The following is a 15,627-nucleotide window of genomic DNA, read 5'->3' on the forward strand; positions in this document are numbered from 1 at the left end:
CCGGGAGACCTGTTCACCGTCCGCAACGTCGGCAATCTGGTACCGCGCGCCGGCTCTGATCCATGTGACGACTCGATCGCCTCCGCCGTCGAGTTCGCCACCGGCATCTTGAACGTTCACACCATCACGGTCTGCGGGCATTCCGGTTGTGGCGCGATGGCGGCCCTGCTCGACGGCCCCGCCACCACGGCCCACCTGCGGCACCTGGGCCGCTGGCTCCGGCACGGCGATTCCAGCCTGGCCCTGCTGAACTACGGTGCCGACGGGGATGACCCGGACACGACGCTGGACCGGCTCTGCCGGTTGAACATCCGGCAGCAACTGGCGAACCTGCGGACCTACCCGGCGGTCGACGAGCAGGTCCAGGCGGGCACGCTGAAGCTGATGGGGCTCTACTTCGACATCGGCTCGGCACGGGTGGAGGTGGTCCGACCGGGGGCGCCCGGTTCCCCGGCAACGGCCACGACCCTGGTCGCTGAGCCAGAGCCCCGCTGACCACGTCATTGGCCCGCCCTTTCAGAGGTCGAGGTAGAAGCGCACGGCCGTACCGTCCGTCGAGGTGTGCACCCGCACCAGGTCGGCCATGGTGTGGACGGCCATCAGGCCCCTGCCGTCGGCCTGGTGCGGGCCGGCCGGTCGGCGGCCGGCCAGCGGATCGGTCAGACGCCCGGCGTCGCGGACCCCGCACACGATCTGCCCCCCCCATCCGCCCAGATCGCCGGCATCCCCTGCCCGCCGCCGTGGATGACGCTGTTGGCCGTCAGCTCCGCCACCGCCAGCTCGGCATCTCCGAGCCGCTCCCCGCCCACGCCCAGCCGCCTGGCCTGCTCGACGGCGAAGGCACCGCACCGTCTGGGCGGTGCACTCCTGCGGTGCGGTAGAACAGCGCCGGGTGCTCGAAGGTCTCGCCGGTGGGAACGGTGCTCATCGTGGGACCAGCTTGATCTCGTGCAGGTCGGGCCAGAACATCTGCAGCACGCGTGGCACCTGCGGCGGCGGATGTTCGACCACGACCAGCCGGCCGGGCAGTTCGATCGCGGTCAGTGCCAGCGCTCTGACGCCGGCCACGTCCACGAATGCCACCTGCGACAACTTCAGGCAGGACACATCGGCACGCCGGCGGGCCGGTACGGCCAGCGCCTGCTCCCAGCGGTGCCGGGTGGCCGCGCTGATCACACCGCGGGCGCGTATCCCGTAGCGGCCGGGCAGAACGCTCACCTCTAGAGCATCCACTCCGCGGGTCACCAGGCCGGATGCGTCGATGCGGGATACGGCATCCACTCAGAAGGAACCCCGTTCCCCAGGATGTCGAGATCATCCCTGCCCGGCGCGCGAAGCAGCGGGCCGGGGACGCGATGGTCGTTGCTCCGGGTTCGCCGTGGTGTGTCAGGCGATCACGGAACGGCCGAGAGCGGGACAGTGAGAGGATTGCGAAGGTGACGGCAACGACCAGTGACATCGACAAGGCGGCCGGTGTGCTCCGCGCTGGAGGTCTGGTGGCCTTCCCGACCGAAACCGTCTACGGCCTGGGCGCCGACGCTGAAGACCCCGCCGCTGTCACGCGCGTCTTTCAGGTCAAGGGGCGCCCGCCCACCCACCCGCTGATCGTCCACATCGCAGGTGTGGAGCACCTGAGCGACTGGGCCGAAGACGTGCCCGCGACGGCGCTGCTGCTCGCCGAACGCTTCTGGCCGGGCCCGCTCACCCTGGTTCTGCGACGCGGCCGCCGGGTGCCCCTTGCGACGACGGGCGGCCTGGAGACGATGGCCGTACGCGTCCCCGGCCACCCCGTCGCGCTCGCGCTGCTGTCGGCTTTCGGGGGCGGTGTCGCGGCCCCGTCCGCCAACCGCTTCGGCTCGGTCAGCCCCACCACGGCCGGCCATGTCCGCGCGGAACTCGGTGACGCCGTCGACTTCTTGCTGGACGGCGGCCCATGCGAGGTCGGCGTCGAATCGACCATCGTCGACGCGACGGGCGATGTGCCGCGCGTCCTTCGGCCTGGCGGGGTGACCCGCGAAGATCTCCAGGAGGTGCTGGGACGCCCACTCGCGGTTCACTCCACGAGCCAGGTCCGGGTACCGGGCCGGCACCCGTCACATTATGCGCCGCGTGCCCAGGTCGTCCTGGTCGAGCCCGGGACGGTCATCGCCGAAGCGGAGCGCGCACAGGACCTCGGGCGCCAGGTGGGCGTCCTTGTTCCCCCTTCCTTCGCCGACGCCGCGGTGAAGGCGCACGCGGTGGTGACGGTCCCCGGCTCGCCGGCCGACTACGCGCGCCGGCTCTACGGGTTCCTGCGCGAGTTCGACCAGCAGGGGTGCGACCTCATCGTCGCGTCCTTGCCGGTGGAGGAGGGCCTGGGACTCGCGATCGCCAACCGGCTCCGCCGCGCCGCGGGACCGCGACCCGCCGAGTGACCGGCCCCGGCGCCGCTCGGTGTCGCGCCGGAGCGGAGCCTGTCGCCTGAATACTGTCCGTCAGGCGATGAGTTCCTCCGGAGGGTAGTCGATCAACGACTTCATGTGCATGATGGGAGGTCCCGGCTGGAAGCCGCCGCCCCCGCCCCTTCTAGAGGCACCGATGAAACGCCGAGGCCCGGCTCTTCCCACTGGCGGCCGGGCGCCACTGGCCGCCCGTGCCGCCCTGGTGACCCTGGTCGCCGCATCCGCCTTGACCCTGACCGCTCCCGCCGTCATGGCCGGGCCCCGGCAGCCCGGATGCGGCACGAGCATGCAGCAGTGGATCAGCGGTTCGTTCGCTCAATATCAGGGATACCTGCGATCCTCCGACGGCGAGACCGTCGACGTGATCGTCCGACTGGACGGGCAGGACGCCACCGTCGTCTTGAACGGCTCTCCCCACCCCCCCCAGCCCTACCAACTGGACCCCTCCGCGGGCACCATCGGTTGGGGGCCACTCGCCTTTCCCAGCACCCTGTCCACCCCGTTCTGCGCAGGTGACAGCGTGACCGACGCCGAGATGTCCGTCCAGACCCTGGGGCAACTCGCCCTGCAGGGCCGGGGCTATCGCGCCGGCTGACCCCGTCGGCTCGGGGTCGGCCGGTGGGAGCCGCGTACCCGCTCGCCCGTACCAACGTGCCGGCTGCTCGCGGCAGCGTCGGTCGCACCCGCATCCCGAAGGTGCATGCACTTGCATGTACTCTGCCCATGCGGCATAGTTGGTTGTGCCCAACCAACCTTTGGGGAACGGTATGCGGATGGAACACGTGCCGGCAGGCAATGGCGGCCCAGCTCAGGAGGCCCTCGACGGAGTGGCGGCAGCGCTGGCAACCGTGGGCAACTGGATGTTCTCCCCGGCCACCCGGCGCAAGATCATGGCGTCCTCCGGGCTGGAGCTGTCCTTGGGGGACTACACGCTGCTGGCCCAGGTGTCGCTGCACGCGCCGGTGCGGCTGTCGGTCCTGGCGGAGCTGATGGAGGTGGACAAGTCCACCCTGTCACCCCCGGCCAAGCGCCTGGAGTCACGCGGATTCATCGAACGCCGCCCCGATCCGGCCGATGCCCGGGCACAACTGGTGAGCGTCACCCGGGCCGGCAAGCTCGCCATCGGCAAGCTCTGGAAGGCACGCGCGGCCGCCGTCGCCGTTCTGCTGGCCGACTGGGAGGCGGCCGACGTCGAGCAATTGGCCGCGAGTCTGGGCGCGCTCAGCGAAGCGATCAAGAAGGGGCCGTGAGCCGTCAGGGTTCCACCGTCCGCCCGCGCCCCATGACAGTCCGACGCCGCCGCCGCTCCACACCCGTGTCGCGCTCCACTCCACGCGGCCGACGTCCATCGACCCGGCCCAGGACCGCGGGTGCTGCTCTTCACCAAGGAAGTGATGTCACTTGCGTGCCGTTGTGCTGCACGAATTCGGGCCACCGGCCCACCTTCGCGTCGTCGACGTACCCACACCGCGCCCCGCGGCGGGCGAGGTCGCGGTGCGGGTGTCCGCGGCCGGTGTCCAGTTCCTGGAGACGCAGGTCCGCGCGGGGACGATGCGCGGCGCGCTCGGCGGTGTGCCCCTGCCGGTGATCCTCGCTAAGGAGATCGCCGGCTTGGTCACCGAGGTCGGCCCTGGCGGCGACACCGCCCTGATCGGCGTACGGGTCCTGGCCAGTACCGCGGGCCTGGGCGGGTACGCCGAGACCGCGATTGTCCCCGCCGCGAACCTCGTCCCGGTCGGTGACGCCATCGGACTGCCCGAGGCCGTCGCCGTCTACCGGTACGGAGCCACGGCCCAGGGCCTGATCAAGGCGGCCCGCGTGGGTGCCGGTGACCGGGCCCTGGTGCTGGCGGCCGCGGGTGCCATCGGCACGATCCTGGTGCAGTTGCTCAAGCGGGCCGGGGTGACGGTCGTGGCGGCGGCGCGGGGGGAGCACAAGGTGGGCCTGCTCGGCAGGCTGGGGGCCGACCACATCGTGGACTACTCGCTGCCCGGCTGGACGGGCCTGGCCCGTGACGCTGCAGGCGGCTCGGTGGACGTGGTCTTCGACCATGTCGGCGGAGCGCTGGGACGAGAATCGCTCGAGCTGCTCACCCCGGGCACCGGACGCCAGATCGTGTTCGGCTTCTCCAGCGGTACGCCATTGGAGGTCCGGCCCATGGAGCTCATCGGCCGGGGCCTGACCTTGACAGGGTTCAGCGCGGGTCTCATCTGGAGCAGGCCCGCCCTCGCCCGCGACCTGGTGACCGAGGTTCTGGAACTGGCCGCCGCCGGACGGCTCACGCCGGTGATCGGCCGGCGCTTCCCGCTGGAGCGGGCGGCCGACGCGCATGCCGCCATCGAGGCGCGCGGCACCGTCGGCAAGACCTTGCTCATCCCCTGATCACATCCCGACGTGTCCTCTCACGGGGGCTCGGGTGAACATCCATATCGGCTTCTCGCAAGGAGTCCATCTCGCCATGTCCGCTTTCCCCAAGATCTTTGTGGCCGGTGCCACCGGACTGCTCGGCGGCCGGATCGTCCAGGCCCTTGTCGACCAGAACGTCTCCGTACGGGCCTTGGTACGCCCCGGCGCAGGCGAGGAGAAGAAGCGTGCCCTTACCGCCCTGCGATCCGGCCGCCTGGAGCTGGTCGAGGGCGACATCACCGACCCGGTCGAGCGGTTGGCCGAGGTCGTCGGCGACGCCACGACCGTGATCTCGGCCGTGCAGGGCGGCCCTGAAGTGATCGTGGATGGGCAGGCCAATCTCATGCGCGCCGCGGAGAAGGCCGGCGCCCAGCGGTTCATCCCATCCGACTTCGCCTTTGACCTGACCAAGCTGGACGATGGCGACAACTTCATGATCGACTGGCGTCGGCAGGCGGCCACCGCACTCGCCGGCAGCGGCCTTGACGTGATCTCTGTGCTGAACGGAGCCTTCTACGAGGTGATGACCGGCTTCATGGGGCTCATCGACTGGCAGGGGGCCACCCTGTCCCACTGGGGAGACCCCGACCAGCCGCTCGATCTGACCTCGGTGGCCGATACCGCCGCCTACACCGCCGCCGTCGCCCTGGACCCGGCCGCCACCGGTACCCTGCGCTTCGCGGGCGAGGTCATGTCGATGCGCGACTTCCACGACGCGGTCCAGCGCGGCTCGGGCCGCACCCTGCGGCTTCGCCACTTCGGCACCGCCGACGACCTGCGCGCGGAGATCGCCCGTCAGGCGGCGCTCACCCACAACCCGTTCGACTACGTGGCACTGCAGTATCAGTGGTGCATGGTGAGCGGCAAAGCCAAGTTCGACAGCCTGGACAACGCCAGGTACCCGAACGTCACGCCCAGCTCGCTGACCGACTTCGTACGCGGCACCGCACCCGCGCTCTGACGCACATGGAAGAGCCGGGCCGCTCGGTCCATCGGGTACCGGCAAACCAACCGGCCGGTAGGCGCCGTCCGTGCCTGCTTCCGCCTGCTCCGGCCGGCCGGGCCGGTAGCGTCCGGGATGTGCAGCCACTTCTCCTGCACCTCCGGAAGGATCGCACAATGCAGGCGTACCCCGCCGCATCACTCCGGCCAGGGGTTTCGACCCAAGGCCGGTTTTTGGTCGGAAGTGGGGGGTCGGTGGTCCAGAGCTGGTCGCAGGCGTGGACGGCACGTACTGCGGCGCCGCCCAGCTCACCCACCACGACCACGTCGCAGGAGGCGTGTCCGGCGACACCGTAGGCGACGGACCCGACCAGGAGCCCGCGGCCTGTACCGAGTCCGTGGCTGCCGATGACCATGAGCTCGGCCTCCTCGGAGGCCGCGGTCAGGGCGATTCGGGGGTCACCGGGCGGCGGGTCACCGACCAGCGTGGCCGTGCCGCCGATGTTGGAGGACATCGTCTCGGCGATCAAGAACGACGCCACCGGAAGGGCCAGCCGTTCGCCGACCAGGGAGGTGACCGGGGCGATCAGCAGGACGGTGGTGACGTTGTCGAGCAGCGCCGAGGCCACCGCGGTGATGACGACCGGCAGCATCATCAGCCGGAACGGCCTGCCGCGCGCCTTCTTGGCCGCCCAGATCGCCAGGAACTCGAACACACCGGTCTGTTTCAGCACTCAACGGTGATCATCATGCCGAGCAGCAGGAAGATGACGTTCCAGTCGATGCCGGCACCGCCGAGCGCCGCCGCCACCCGGTGGATCTTCTCGGTGGCGATCAGCGTGTAGGCGCACAGGAAGGCCGCCACCGCCGGCCAGGCGGTGAGGTCACGCCGAGATCACCCGGTCCATCAGCGTCTGCAGGGTGACCGCGCCCAGCAGCCGCCCGTCCTCGACGACCGCCACCGGCGGGCTGTGCGTGCGCCGTCAGCGCCGCCGGCTCCAGCACGGTGGCGTCCGGGTCGGTGACCGGCAGCTCGCGTTTGTCGTTGCGGCAGTACCTCCCGCACGGTTTGTCCGGCGACCGAGCGGAGGAACACATCGGCGTGCGCCTCATCCACCACCCGGGCCAGCGCCGGATCGTCCTGGCAGTAGGCGGGTACGGCAAGCCGCAGCATCTGGGTTCCGGGCAGGATCGTGCGCGGCAGGCCGTGCTCGTCGACCACGATCAGGCCGGGCAGGTCCTGGTCGGCCAGCAGCCGGGCGGCCTCGATCACCGGAGTGTCCAGGCTCACCGTGGAAAGGTCGGCAGTGAGATCTCGGGCGCGCATGGTCGGCCTCTCTTGCAGGAGAACCCGCACGGACGTCGTACGGATGCCGACCAGGCTTCCCGGCACACCGCGGCAAACGTATCAAGAGGCGCCAAGATGGCGCATCGCTCCAGTCCCGTCTCCGCGTGAACTCTGGGGGTCTCACTCATCGGGCTCATCATGGTGTGAGCGACGGCGGCCGCCAGCGCCAGGTTGGATTGCCGTGTATCGGCGGCGCCGGCGCCAGACCACCATGGCGGACCCGCACGCGCATGCCCGGGCGGATCTGATCGGCCGGGACTTCGCTCCGGATGCCTCGGCGGTCGATCCGCGCTGGTGCGGGGATGTCACCTACATCGCCACCGGGGAAGGGTGTTCCCCGTCGGCTGGGCTTTCCGCCCACGACCCCGACAAGCCCTTCGTCCCTCACAGTGAACCTTTTTCAACCGGTCGCCTGGACCAGGTCGAGGGTGCCTCCGCCGGGATCGGACCGGGGCTGGTGTTCTGGCAGGACGCCTGGTCACGCGGATACGGCACCTCGCTTACCGCCTCTGACCAGGGAATCTGAGGTTGAAAAAGGTTCAGTAAGCAGGCTACGGGTCATCAAAATCGACACGCAGAGACCAGGCCCGGCCCCGCGCGGCCGGACTCTTCATGACATTCGATGGGGCGCCCCGGCTCGGACCGCCCGGGCGGGCTATGCCCGGGCGTACTCTGCGGCGCCGCCCGCGAAGTCGTAGGCGATGACCGCTTCGTCGCCGACCACCCAGGCGTCGTGCCCGGGTGAGCACACGAACACCTCGCCCGGCCCGGCCTCGGCCTCGGCGCCGTCGTCCATCCGGATGCGCAGCCTCCCCTTGACCACGAACCCGTGGTGGTGAACCTGACACGAGTCGGTACCCACGATGGGCCGGACGGACTCCGACCACCGCCAGCCCGGCTCGAATGTCGCCACGCCGAAGCTCAGCCCGGTCAGGTTGCAGATCTCGATATGTCCCATCGGGAAGTCACGGCGCTCGTCCGGCTTCTCGGTGCTCTTCACCTGCAGCATGACGGTCCCCCTTCCGTCACTTTTCATCCTTGCACCGGCAATGCCTCCCTTCAAGGCCGCCCACCCCGGAACGCCCACCGGCCTCCCCCGGGGGCCTCGTCCGATCGGCTACACGGGCGCGGCCGGCGTCCTCTGCGAACGGGCCGGACTGCCCGTCCAGCTCACGGACGCCGTGCCGTACGTCATCACACTGATCGCGCCCATCCTGCTCCGCAAACGCTTCAACCACGCCGCCTTCGGCATAGCTTGATGTGAAACTGCCTGATGTGGAAGGGAATCCATTGACCACCGTCACCTCCGCTCGCGTACCGGAGCACAGCGTCACCGGCCACCTGCTCCGCCCTGGCGAGCGGGAGGCGCCGGTGACCACGCTGCGGTTCTCCGCCTCGGGCGGGACCGTCGAGAGCGCCGAGCCGTCCGATGACAGGTCGGCCAGGGTCATCGTCCCCGGGCTGGTCAACGCGCACGCCCACTCCGGGATGGCGGTGCTGCGCGGCCTCGGCGACGGCCTGGTCCTGGAGGACTGGCTGAAGGTCGTCATGGCCGCGGAGGACACGCTGACCGAGGACGACATGCGGTGGAGCCTGTCACTGGCCATGTGCGAGATGATCCGCGCCGGGACGACGGCCTTCGCCGACATGTTCCACTGGACCGAGCCGCTGATCGACACGGTCATCGAGGCGGGACTGCGGGTGGCGGCGGCTCCCGTGGTGTTCGGCCAGGGCATCACGCCGTACGCGGCAGCGGGCGCGCTCGGTTTCCCGGCCCAGCTCGACCACATCGAACGGCTCGCCGCCCGCTACGCGTCCGAACCGCTCGTCCGGATCGTCTACGGCCCGCACGCGGTCTATACCTGCGGCGCCGATGTCTTCCGCGAGGTCGCCGAGCGAGCCGCGGCCGGTGGCCTCGGCATCCACGTACACCTGTCGGAGACCGCCCGCGAGGTCGCCACCGCCCTGGCCGAACGGGGCGAGACGCCCATCGCGACCGCCGCGCGTACCGGACTGCTCGGCCCATCGACGATCATCGCCCACGCGACCAAGGCCACCGCCGACGACATCCGGCTGATCCGCGAATCCGGCGCGACCGTCGCCCACAACCCCCAGTCGAACCTTAAACTGGGCTCGGGCATCGCACCCGTGCGGTCCTTCCTCGAGGCGGGAGTCCCGGTGGCCATCGGCACCGACGGACCCGCCGCCAACGACTCCCTTGACCTCCTGCGCGACACGCGCCTCGCGGTCTCCCTCCAGCGCGGCCTTGCCGAGCGCGCCGACGTGTGGGACTCCGGCGACGCCTTCGCCGCCGTCACGGTGAACGGCGCGGCGGGCATCGGCTTCACCCCCACCACCCTCCTCCCCGGCGACCCCGCCGACCTGGTCGTCCTCGACACCTCCACACCCCGCGCCCACCCCGTCCACTCCACATCCGCCTTCATCGGCTGGACCGCCACCGCCACCGCCGCCGACATCCGCGACGTCTACGTCGCCGGCCGCCCCCTCCTCCTGAACGGCGACCTCCAGACCCTCGACGAGGAGCGCATTCTCTACGAAACCGCCCGCATCGCCTCCCGCGTCGGCATCCAGTGCCTATGAGCGCAGAGCAACTCAATGGTGGATATAAGCGGGCAAGGCAGGTGACGGCCCATCGGGTCACCCCATCCGGCTGATCATCCTTCCGACCAGCTCGGCGTGCCGCAGCGCCCGGTCGCGGGCCGCGCGGCGCTGTTCGGGTAAGGCCATGTCGTGCAGCCACAGGATTCGCGCGTGCGCGATGGGGCGAGCAGGGAGAACGCGAGGTCGCCCGGGTCTCCCAGGTCGTCGCGGATCCTGCCGGCGTCCTGCCACTCCTGGAACACCCCGCCCAGGTAGGCCAGCGACTCGTCGACGGCCTGGCCGAGCTCGGGCGCGTGCATCAGCCCGTCGCGGCCGGCCAGCGTGGCGAGCAAGCGCGCCTCGGGGTGTCCCAAGCCGAGATCACCGCTTCCGCCGAGGCGCGGACGTACACCGCCGGTCCTGCCCGGTGTCGAGGGCGGCGATGGCGATCACTGTGACGTTCTGCCCGCCCAGTTCGAGCGCGGCGTCGAAGATGGCCCGCTTGCCGGGGAAGTGGGCGTACAGCACGCTCTCGCTCTCCGACTTCGCGCGCGATCGCACGTATGGAGGTGCCGGCGTAGCCCTGGTGGGCGAACAGCCTGAGTGCCGCCCGCAGCACCTCCGCTTTTCCGGGATTCCAGGGCCCCGTTCTCACACCGGCCGGTCTCAGGGCAGCGCGGTACGAAAGAGGCTCATCGTCCACGTCAACCTGTGGGATCACCGTCTTCCGGGTTGCGGACGGCGTGATGTCGCTGTTCGAGGCCGTAGCGGTCGGCCAGTTGCTTCGCCGTGACATTCGAGGGGCGCGTCCACTGCCATTTGGGATCGTTGCGGCTGGACGTGGTTCCGCTCGCGCGAGATTCCCCGGCAGGACGCGGTACGCGCCTGAGCGGTCAGCGAAGCGAGCGGGAGCGGCGGATCGTGAGATCATCGGGGCCGAGCCGCCGGCCGTACTCCTCCCAGCCCGCGACACTGCTCGCCGACCACGCCCGCGCCTGTCCGATCAGGTATGCCTCATCACGCCCAGACCAGGCACACCGACCGGCAGCACATGGGATCCGCCCACACCTGCGGTGCCACGAGCGGCCCCAGCACCCAACCCCCGGGGCCGCTCGTAGATTCTATGCCACTTCAGAGTCGGTAATAAGGACTCTTTCTGGGTGTTGATCGAATGGCTTCAGCGACTAGGAACCGTGGAAAATGGATCCCGTAGCAACGGTGGGAGGGACATCAACGCGGGTATCGCATTCTCGGCTCGTCCATGGCGAGATCCCAGAAGGACCTGTAGCGGTTAGCCCCGGGCAGCCCTGGCGCGAGATACCAAGCCTCCCACTCACCCTTATCAATTCTGACGTGGGGATTGAGGAGAGCCACTCCGTCATCCCAATATCCGACCAGAAGGGTGTCGGGCACATATTCCCCTCTGTAGTGGATGGAGTCCTGCTCCAGCCCGTAGACGAAGTAGAGCTCGTCGGGCACGCTCCATGAGTCCTCCCGCTTGGGTGCTGACCAGCTCTCGGCGATCGAGGGATCGACATCCCGGAGCCAGCCAGCTTCTTCGGCGCGCAGCAGGCAGCAGTCATCGTCGCTGCCCCACCCGTTCGTGAACAAGAGAAACTGCCGGTAACTCGGCGGCAGTTTCGCAACCAGCCGCTCTTCGAGCTGGCGGACCTCTGCTTCGGTAGCCGGGGAATGCAGATTCCCCAGTGAGGTAATCTCAACGATTTAGAAACGGACAACGAGCGATCCAGAAGAAGAAGGATGCGCTTCGGGTAGATACGAAGACAAATCGCCAAACCCGTAGACAGGCGTGGAGCCTCCGGGAGAAGAAGGAATCACCACAAACCGACTTCACCTGGAAGGCTCCACGTGATCCCCCATCGTGCCACGCTCGACGTCTCTCGTGAACTCGCCCAGTACACCGGGCGGTTGCTGCGGGCCGGACGGCTACTGCGCCGAACCCCCAAAGGCAGCCGCGCACTGAGCTGCTTCTGGCAGGCCGTGCTCATACTCCGCTGGTTCCGCGGTGAACACGACGTCTGCAAACTCGCCCGCGACCACGCCATCTCCCGGGCCACCGGCTACCGCTACATCCACGAAGGAATCCATGTGCTCGCAGCCCAGGCCCCCGGCCTGCACCAGGCCCTGGACCGCGCCCGCGCCGACGGCCTTCCCTGCCTGATCCTGGACGGCACCGTCATCCTCACCGACCGCTGCCGTGAGCAGACCACGAGCGTCAAAGGCCGGCCCATCGACGTGTGGTACTCCGGAAAGGTCCGTCACCACGGCGGCAACGTGCAAGCCTTGTTCACCGCCGGCGGGATGCCGCTCTGGGTCTCCGACGTCGAACCCGGGTCGATGCACGATTTGGACGCCGCCCGTATCCACGCCCTGCCCGGCCTATACCCGCATGCGGCCCGTGACCTGCCGGTCCTGGCCGATGCCGGATATGAGGCGGCCGGTATCGGAATCCACACTCCGGTCAAGCACACCGGCGACGGCCGCCCGCTGGATGTGGGCACACGTACCCGAAACGCCCTGCTCCGCGGGCTGCGCTGCCTGGGAGAACGCGGATTCGCCCTGCTCACCCAGCGATGGCGCGTTCTGCAACGCATCACCGTGAGCCCGAGCAGAATCGGCGACATCATCAAAGCGACACTTGTCCTCACTCACTTCGAACACGGTATCTCTCTCGAAAGTCATTGAGATTACCTCAGTGGACTGACCGTCGGATGACCAGAGCTTTTAGTCATCGGATGCCTTGTAGGGAAGCGTTCAGGCCATGCGTACTGAGCCGTTCTCTGTAACCGTTCGTTGCGCTGCGTAGCGCTCGATTCCCCCGGCCCGGCACGCTGCAGCCGATGATCGACATGCGTAAAGCCCCTGATAGAAGTGGTCTTGACTAGAGATCAACTTCATACATCAGAGGCTTCACGTGCCCACCAGTGTCACATACTCGGCGACCCTTGACGTACGCCGGGAGACCGTGCAGTTCCTGTCCGCCCTGCTGCACGCCGAGCGCCGCCGCCGGGGTACCCGGCGCGGCCGCCGGGCGCTCGGCTGCTTCGCCCAGGCCGTCCTCATCCTGCGCTGGTTCTGCGACGGCACCCGCATCCGCCAGCTGGCAGCCGATCACCGTATCGGCCGTACCACCGCCTACCGCTACCTGCACGAAGGCATCGACGCCCTGGCCGTGCACGCCCCGGACCTGCACCAGGCCCTGAACGCCGCCCAGCAGGCCGGCCTGACACATCTCAACCTGGATGGCATCGTCATCGCCACCGACCGTGTCGCCGCCCCCGGTCCCAACGGCGCCGACCTGTGGTGGTCCGGCAAACACAAACACCACGGCGGCAACATCCAGGTCCTCTCCGCCCCCGACGGCCGGCCCCTGTGGGTCTCCGACGTCCGGCCCGGCCGCGAACACGACATCACCTGCGCCCGCCGACACGGCGCCGTCACCGCCCTGGCCGCTGTCCGCGACCACCTGCCCGCCCTGGCCGACCTCGGCTACGAAGGCGCCGCCGACACCATCCACGTCCCGATCAAGAAGAAGGCCGGCCAGCGCAAACTGAGCGATGACCAGCACACCTACAACAAACTCCTGCGCGGCCTGCGCGGAGTTGGCGAACGCGCCAACGCCCTGCTCACCGTCACCTTCAAGGCCCTGCGCCGGGTCAGCCTCGACCCCTGGCGCATCGGGAGAATCACCCAAGCGGCGTTGGTCCTGCTCTACCGCGACAACGACTGGACTCCGTCAGCATCACACAACGTGATCTTCGGTTACTGACAACAGCTCACTGGGTGCTCATGTTGAAGAAGATATCTCGTTTCGATTGCCTGCTGCACTCGCACCCTAAAGCCAGTACGGCAGCCGGTCTGCCCATAGATCAAGGAAGTGACCGTCCAGCGGCCATGACCTGATCATAAGCTCGGTCGTCACCTGCCGGCGTGAGTGCGGCCGCCACTATTGCATCTGCGTATGGACTTCCTGCTACTGGTACCCGGCGGTGGTCGAATCGTGCTGGAAGTCGATGAGATGACGAGGTGTGTCAGAGAAAATGCACCAGATCGAGTCTTAAATACCCATCAGTCGCGGGAGGGGCTATAGGGGATCCTGGCGTAGTTCTCGTCGGGCTGCAACCCGGGCCTCGTGCGCGGCCTTCAGCCCTTCTCAGCGGGCGGTCCGAATGGCCTCGCCACGGCCGTGGTGCTCATCGTCAGGGGTGACGTAGCCGATGCCCTCGTGCAGGCGTACCTCGTTATACAACGTGCGGATGGCGTCCAGCTCGGCGTCCAGTTCGTACGGGTCGGTGATCTTGTCCAGGTGCGGGTGTTCGTCCTTGACGTGCCCGAACAGCGACTCGACCCACGCCTGGTCGTTCGGGGTGCCGGGGCGGCCGAAGTGCTGGGCGATGCGGGCCCCGGCCATGAAGGTGCGGGTGGCCGAGGAGGTCATCTGCGGCCCGTTGTCGGACAAGGCGAGCAGCACCGGGAAGTCGTCGTGGTCGGGCACCTGCCCGCCGCGCAGCTCGGCCAGGAAGTGCTCGTCGTCGAGCAGGTGCGCCTTGCCCAGCACGGTCAGAGCGCGGGTGTAGGCGACTTCGACTTGGGTGGAGGTCTCCTCCGGGCTGACGACGGTGGCCGGCCAGTACCGCGACACCACGTCCATGACCGCGATCGCGCACCAGCTCGGCAACCCGCGAAAGTGCGTGAAGTCGTAGATCGTGATGACACCGGGGACCAGGTCGGCCCACTCGGGCCACTCTCGTCGGGACCGTCGCTCGCGCGCGGGACGCTCTGGCACGACGACCCCGGCGGCCTGCAACACCCGCAGTACCGTCGACTCCGACGCGTAGAACACCTCCAACCGGGAGCCGCGGTGGGCGAGCTTGCGATGCTACGGTCGATCCCCAGCCACTCCTCGGCGATTTTGACGATCGCCTCGCGCTCCCACGGCAACAGCGCGTGCAGCGCGATCTCCGGGCCGGACTTGGCGTCCTCCAGCCGCCCGACGATGGCGCGGGCCTGCCAGCGCAGCACCCGCACATGATCCAGCCCCAGCGTCGCTGCCGCCTGCCGGGTCGACCAGCCGCCCGCACGAGCCGCATGCTCGACGAGCTGCAGCAGACCAGCCTTGACGCGGGCGTCGACTCGCGGCGGGACCAGGCCGGCGTTCAGCCCCAAAGCGATTTTCCCTGATGCAGATGCAGCGCCACGGCCTGCTCGGTCACCGTGGCCCGCAGCCGCTCGATCTCCCGCCGGGCGGCCTCCAACTCGACCGCTTCGGGGCTTCTGCCCGGACGCCCGACGATCGAGGTGCCCGCGAGCGCATTCAGGGCGCCCTGCTTGGCCATCTTGCAGATCTGGTTCACCGTCATCCGGTTGACGCCGTACTTGTCGGCCGCCTCGCCCTGGGTGCTCTGTCCAGTGAGCACCTCGACGAACACCTGATACTTCACCGACGGGGCCAGCCGCGTACGCTTACCTGTCCCGCTCGTGCGCGACGGGGACTGCTTGGGGTCCTGCTGGGGTCCTGCCACCTGCTCCAACCTCTTCCAACGGGTGATCAAACTACCCGCGGCTGATAGGTGTTTCGGACCGGGACTGGTGCATTAACTCTGACGCGGAAGGATGGGTAACTCCCCCCAAGTGGTGGACACGCTGATACTGGATCTTGCTTGATCCAGAGGAAGCGAGAAGACCGCCGATGGCGTTGAAGGACTACAGCGACGAGTTCAGGGCCGATGCCGTGGCCTTGTACGAGTCCACACCCGGGGCGACCTACAAGGGCATCGCCGCCGACCTGGCAGTGAGTAGGGGCAGCCTGCGCGAGTGGGTGGTACGAGCGCGTGCTCAGCGCGGTGAGGCACCGGGTAGACCGCCGAC

At 68.8% G+C, this 15,627-nt stretch carries 24 protein-coding genes and 1 pseudogene; 12 read left to right on the plus strand and 13 right to left on the minus strand.

Going from position 1 to position 15,627, the window contains the following annotated elements; genetic code table 11:
- The coding region (locus DP939_RS44320; RefSeq protein WP_318656352.1) for a carbonic anhydrase at nucleotides 1–495 on the plus strand (495 nt) is incomplete at its 5' end.
- A gap of 21 nt (nucleotides 496–516) precedes the next feature.
- Here DP939_RS44320 and DP939_RS45825 read toward each other — a convergent pair.
- The 3 genes from DP939_RS45825 to DP939_RS44325 all read right to left on the minus strand — a co-directional run bounded on the left by DP939_RS45825 (nucleotide 517) and on the right by DP939_RS44325 (nucleotide 1,218).
- Nucleotides 517–690, minus strand: a complete 174-nt coding sequence (locus DP939_RS45825; RefSeq protein ID WP_147268410.1) for an ATP-binding protein — start codon at nucleotides 688–690, stop codon at nucleotides 517–519.
- 70 nt (nucleotides 691–760) lie between these two features.
- Nucleotides 761–928 (minus strand): hypothetical protein, encoded by a 168-nt coding sequence (locus DP939_RS46650; protein WP_158579013.1) that lies wholly within the window; start codon nucleotides 926–928, stop codon nucleotides 761–763.
- On the minus strand, nucleotides 925–1,218 hold the full coding sequence (locus DP939_RS44325; RefSeq protein ID WP_199565833.1) for an STAS domain-containing protein: 294 nt from the start codon (nucleotides 1,216–1,218) through the stop codon (nucleotides 925–927). Before DP939_RS44325 ends, DP939_RS46650 begins: the two co-directional genes overlap by 4 nt.
- Nucleotides 1,219–1,436: 218 nt before the next feature.
- On the opposite strand from DP939_RS44325, the gene DP939_RS44330 reads away from it, so the two are divergent.
- The 5 genes from DP939_RS44330 to DP939_RS44350 all read left to right on the plus strand — a co-directional run bounded on the left by DP939_RS44330 (nucleotide 1,437) and on the right by DP939_RS44350 (nucleotide 5,808).
- On the plus strand, nucleotides 1,437–2,414 hold the full coding sequence (locus tag DP939_RS44330; protein ID WP_225878933.1) for an L-threonylcarbamoyladenylate synthase: 978 nt from the start codon (nucleotides 1,437–1,439) through the stop codon (nucleotides 2,412–2,414).
- Nucleotides 2,415–2,577: 163 nt separating this feature from the next.
- A complete protein-coding gene (locus DP939_RS44335) occupies nucleotides 2,578–3,036 on the plus strand; it encodes a hypothetical protein (RefSeq protein ID WP_147268411.1) in 459 nt (152 codons plus the stop codon).
- A gap of 187 nt (nucleotides 3,037–3,223) precedes the next feature.
- Nucleotides 3,224–3,691, plus strand: coding sequence for a MarR family winged helix-turn-helix transcriptional regulator (locus DP939_RS44340; protein WP_158579014.1), 468 nt, complete (start codon nucleotides 3,224–3,226; stop codon nucleotides 3,689–3,691).
- Between the two features lie 151 nt (nucleotides 3,692–3,842).
- Nucleotides 3,843–4,823 carry a zinc-binding dehydrogenase gene (locus tag DP939_RS44345; protein WP_113986856.1) on the plus strand — a complete coding sequence of 327 codons (981 nt, stop codon included), beginning with the start codon at nucleotides 3,843–3,845 and terminating at the stop codon, nucleotides 4,821–4,823.
- Between the two features lie 76 nt (nucleotides 4,824–4,899).
- Nucleotides 4,900–5,808 (plus strand): NmrA family NAD(P)-binding protein, encoded by a 909-nt coding sequence (locus DP939_RS44350; protein WP_113986857.1) that lies wholly within the window; start codon nucleotides 4,900–4,902, stop codon nucleotides 5,806–5,808.
- Here the strand turns inward: DP939_RS44350 and DP939_RS47445 are convergent.
- The 3 genes from DP939_RS47445 to DP939_RS44360 are packed head-to-tail and all read right to left on the minus strand — an operon-like array spanning nucleotide 5,756 to nucleotide 7,116.
- Nucleotides 5,756–6,523, minus strand: a complete 768-nt coding sequence (locus tag DP939_RS47445; protein WP_225878934.1) for a universal stress protein — start codon at nucleotides 6,521–6,523, stop codon at nucleotides 5,756–5,758. The genes DP939_RS44350 and DP939_RS47445 overlap by 53 nt on opposite strands.
- Entirely contained in the window at nucleotides 6,517–6,654 is a 138-nt protein-coding gene (locus DP939_RS47450) for a hypothetical protein (protein WP_199565838.1), read from the minus strand. The genes DP939_RS47445 and DP939_RS47450 overlap by 7 nt, the downstream gene beginning before the upstream one ends.
- Nucleotides 6,655–6,696: 42 nt before the next feature.
- Nucleotides 6,697–7,116: a CBS domain-containing protein gene (locus DP939_RS44360; protein WP_199565834.1), complete on the minus strand. Its 420-nt coding sequence runs from the start codon at nucleotides 7,114–7,116 to the stop codon at nucleotides 6,697–6,699.
- Nucleotides 7,117–7,348: 232 nt separating this feature from the next.
- Here DP939_RS44360 and DP939_RS44365 point away from each other — a divergent pair, with 232 nt between their 5' ends.
- Nucleotides 7,349–7,663, plus strand: coding sequence for a hypothetical protein (locus tag DP939_RS44365; RefSeq protein ID WP_147268412.1), 315 nt, complete (start codon nucleotides 7,349–7,351; stop codon nucleotides 7,661–7,663).
- A 129-nt stretch (nucleotides 7,664–7,792) separates the two neighbouring features.
- Here the strand turns inward: DP939_RS44365 and DP939_RS44370 are convergent, their stop codons facing one another.
- Nucleotides 7,793–8,146: a cupin domain-containing protein gene (locus DP939_RS44370; protein ID WP_113986859.1), complete on the minus strand. Its 354-nt coding sequence runs from the start codon at nucleotides 8,144–8,146 to the stop codon at nucleotides 7,793–7,795.
- 40 nt (nucleotides 8,147–8,186) lie between these two features.
- Here DP939_RS44370 and DP939_RS44375 point away from each other — a divergent pair, with 40 nt between their 5' ends.
- Together DP939_RS44375 and DP939_RS44380 are read left to right on the plus strand one after the other, a co-directional pair.
- Nucleotides 8,187–8,396 (plus strand): hypothetical protein, encoded by a 210-nt coding sequence (locus DP939_RS44375; RefSeq protein ID WP_113986860.1) that lies wholly within the window; start codon nucleotides 8,187–8,189, stop codon nucleotides 8,394–8,396.
- A 31-nt stretch (nucleotides 8,397–8,427) separates the two neighbouring features.
- Nucleotides 8,428–9,738, plus strand: a complete 1,311-nt coding sequence (locus DP939_RS44380) for an amidohydrolase family protein (protein ID WP_113986861.1) — start codon at nucleotides 8,428–8,430, stop codon at nucleotides 9,736–9,738.
- Between the two features lie 74 nt (nucleotides 9,739–9,812).
- Here the strand turns inward: DP939_RS44380 and DP939_RS44385 are convergent, their stop codons facing one another.
- The 4 genes and pseudogenes from DP939_RS44385 to DP939_RS44395 all read right to left on the minus strand — a co-directional run bounded on the left by DP939_RS44385 (nucleotide 9,813) and on the right by DP939_RS44395 (nucleotide 11,463).
- Complete coding sequence (locus tag DP939_RS44385; protein ID WP_113986862.1) at nucleotides 9,813–10,091, minus strand: hypothetical protein; 279 nt, start codon at nucleotides 10,089–10,091, stop codon at nucleotides 9,813–9,815.
- Nucleotides 10,092–10,119: 28 nt separating this feature from the next.
- The gene (locus DP939_RS48470; protein ID WP_225878936.1) at nucleotides 10,120–10,299 is read right to left on the minus strand and encodes a hypothetical protein; all 180 of its coding nucleotides are present in this window, start codon (nucleotides 10,297–10,299) and stop codon (nucleotides 10,120–10,122) included.
- A gap of 13 nt (nucleotides 10,300–10,312) precedes the next feature.
- Nucleotides 10,313–10,669, minus strand: a pseudogene (locus tag DP939_RS49580) (hypothetical protein); the annotation flags it as partial.
- A gap of 299 nt (nucleotides 10,670–10,968) precedes the next feature.
- Entirely contained in the window at nucleotides 10,969–11,463 is a 495-nt protein-coding gene (locus tag DP939_RS44395) for an SMI1/KNR4 family protein (protein ID WP_113986864.1), read from the minus strand.
- A gap of 144 nt (nucleotides 11,464–11,607) precedes the next feature.
- On the opposite strand from DP939_RS44395, the gene DP939_RS44400 reads away from it, so the two are divergent.
- Complete coding sequence (locus DP939_RS44400) at nucleotides 11,608–12,444, plus strand: transposase family protein (RefSeq protein WP_113986865.1); 837 nt, start codon at nucleotides 11,608–11,610, stop codon at nucleotides 12,442–12,444.
- A 229-nt stretch (nucleotides 12,445–12,673) separates the two neighbouring features.
- Nucleotides 12,674–13,528, plus strand: coding sequence for a transposase family protein (locus DP939_RS44405; RefSeq protein ID WP_113986866.1), 855 nt, complete (start codon nucleotides 12,674–12,676; stop codon nucleotides 13,526–13,528).
- Nucleotides 13,529–13,912: 384 nt separating this feature from the next.
- Here the strand turns inward: DP939_RS44405 and DP939_RS47455 are convergent, their stop codons facing one another.
- Together DP939_RS47455 and DP939_RS44415 are read right to left on the minus strand one after the other, a co-directional pair.
- Nucleotides 13,913–14,602: an integrase core domain-containing protein gene (locus tag DP939_RS47455; protein ID WP_199565835.1), complete on the minus strand. Its 690-nt coding sequence runs from the start codon at nucleotides 14,600–14,602 to the stop codon at nucleotides 13,913–13,915.
- 313 nt (nucleotides 14,603–14,915) lie between these two features.
- Nucleotides 14,916–15,188: a COG3415 family protein gene (locus DP939_RS44415; protein ID WP_199565836.1), complete on the minus strand. Its 273-nt coding sequence runs from the start codon at nucleotides 15,186–15,188 to the stop codon at nucleotides 14,916–14,918.
- A 260-nt stretch (nucleotides 15,189–15,448) separates the two neighbouring features.
- On the opposite strand from DP939_RS44415, the gene DP939_RS44420 reads away from it, so the two are divergent.
- On the plus strand, nucleotides 15,449–15,627 hold a 179-nt coding region (locus DP939_RS44420), incomplete at its 3' end, for a transposase (protein ID WP_147268413.1).

Origin of the sequence: Spongiactinospora rosea (assembly GCF_003315795.1) — a bacterium.
Taxonomy (GTDB): Bacteria; Actinomycetota; Actinomycetes; order Streptosporangiales; family Streptosporangiaceae; genus Spongiactinospora; species Spongiactinospora rosea.

Excerpts from the sequence above, each read along its gene's own strand:
- DP939_RS46650 (WP_158579013.1), bottom strand. The coding sequence starts at position 928 with ATGAGCACCGTTCCCACCGGCGAGACCTTCGAGCACCCGGCGCTGTTC.
- DP939_RS44335 (WP_147268411.1), top strand. The coding sequence starts at position 2,578 with ATGAAACGCCGAGGCCCGGCTCTTCCCACTGGCGGCCGGGCGCCACTG.
- DP939_RS44350 (WP_113986857.1), top strand. The coding sequence starts at position 4,900 with ATGTCCGCTTTCCCCAAGATCTTTGTGGCCGGTGCCACCGGACTGCTC.
- DP939_RS44360 (WP_199565834.1), bottom strand. The coding sequence starts at position 7,116 with ATGCGCGCCCGAGATCTCACTGCCGACCTTTCCACGGTGAGCCTGGAC.
- DP939_RS44365 (WP_147268412.1), top strand. The coding sequence starts at position 7,349 with ATGGCGGACCCGCACGCGCATGCCCGGGCGGATCTGATCGGCCGGGAC.
- DP939_RS44370 (WP_113986859.1), bottom strand. The coding sequence starts at position 8,146 with ATGCTGCAGGTGAAGAGCACCGAGAAGCCGGACGAGCGCCGTGACTTC.
- DP939_RS44375 (WP_113986860.1), top strand. The coding sequence starts at position 8,187 with ATGCCTCCCTTCAAGGCCGCCCACCCCGGAACGCCCACCGGCCTCCCC.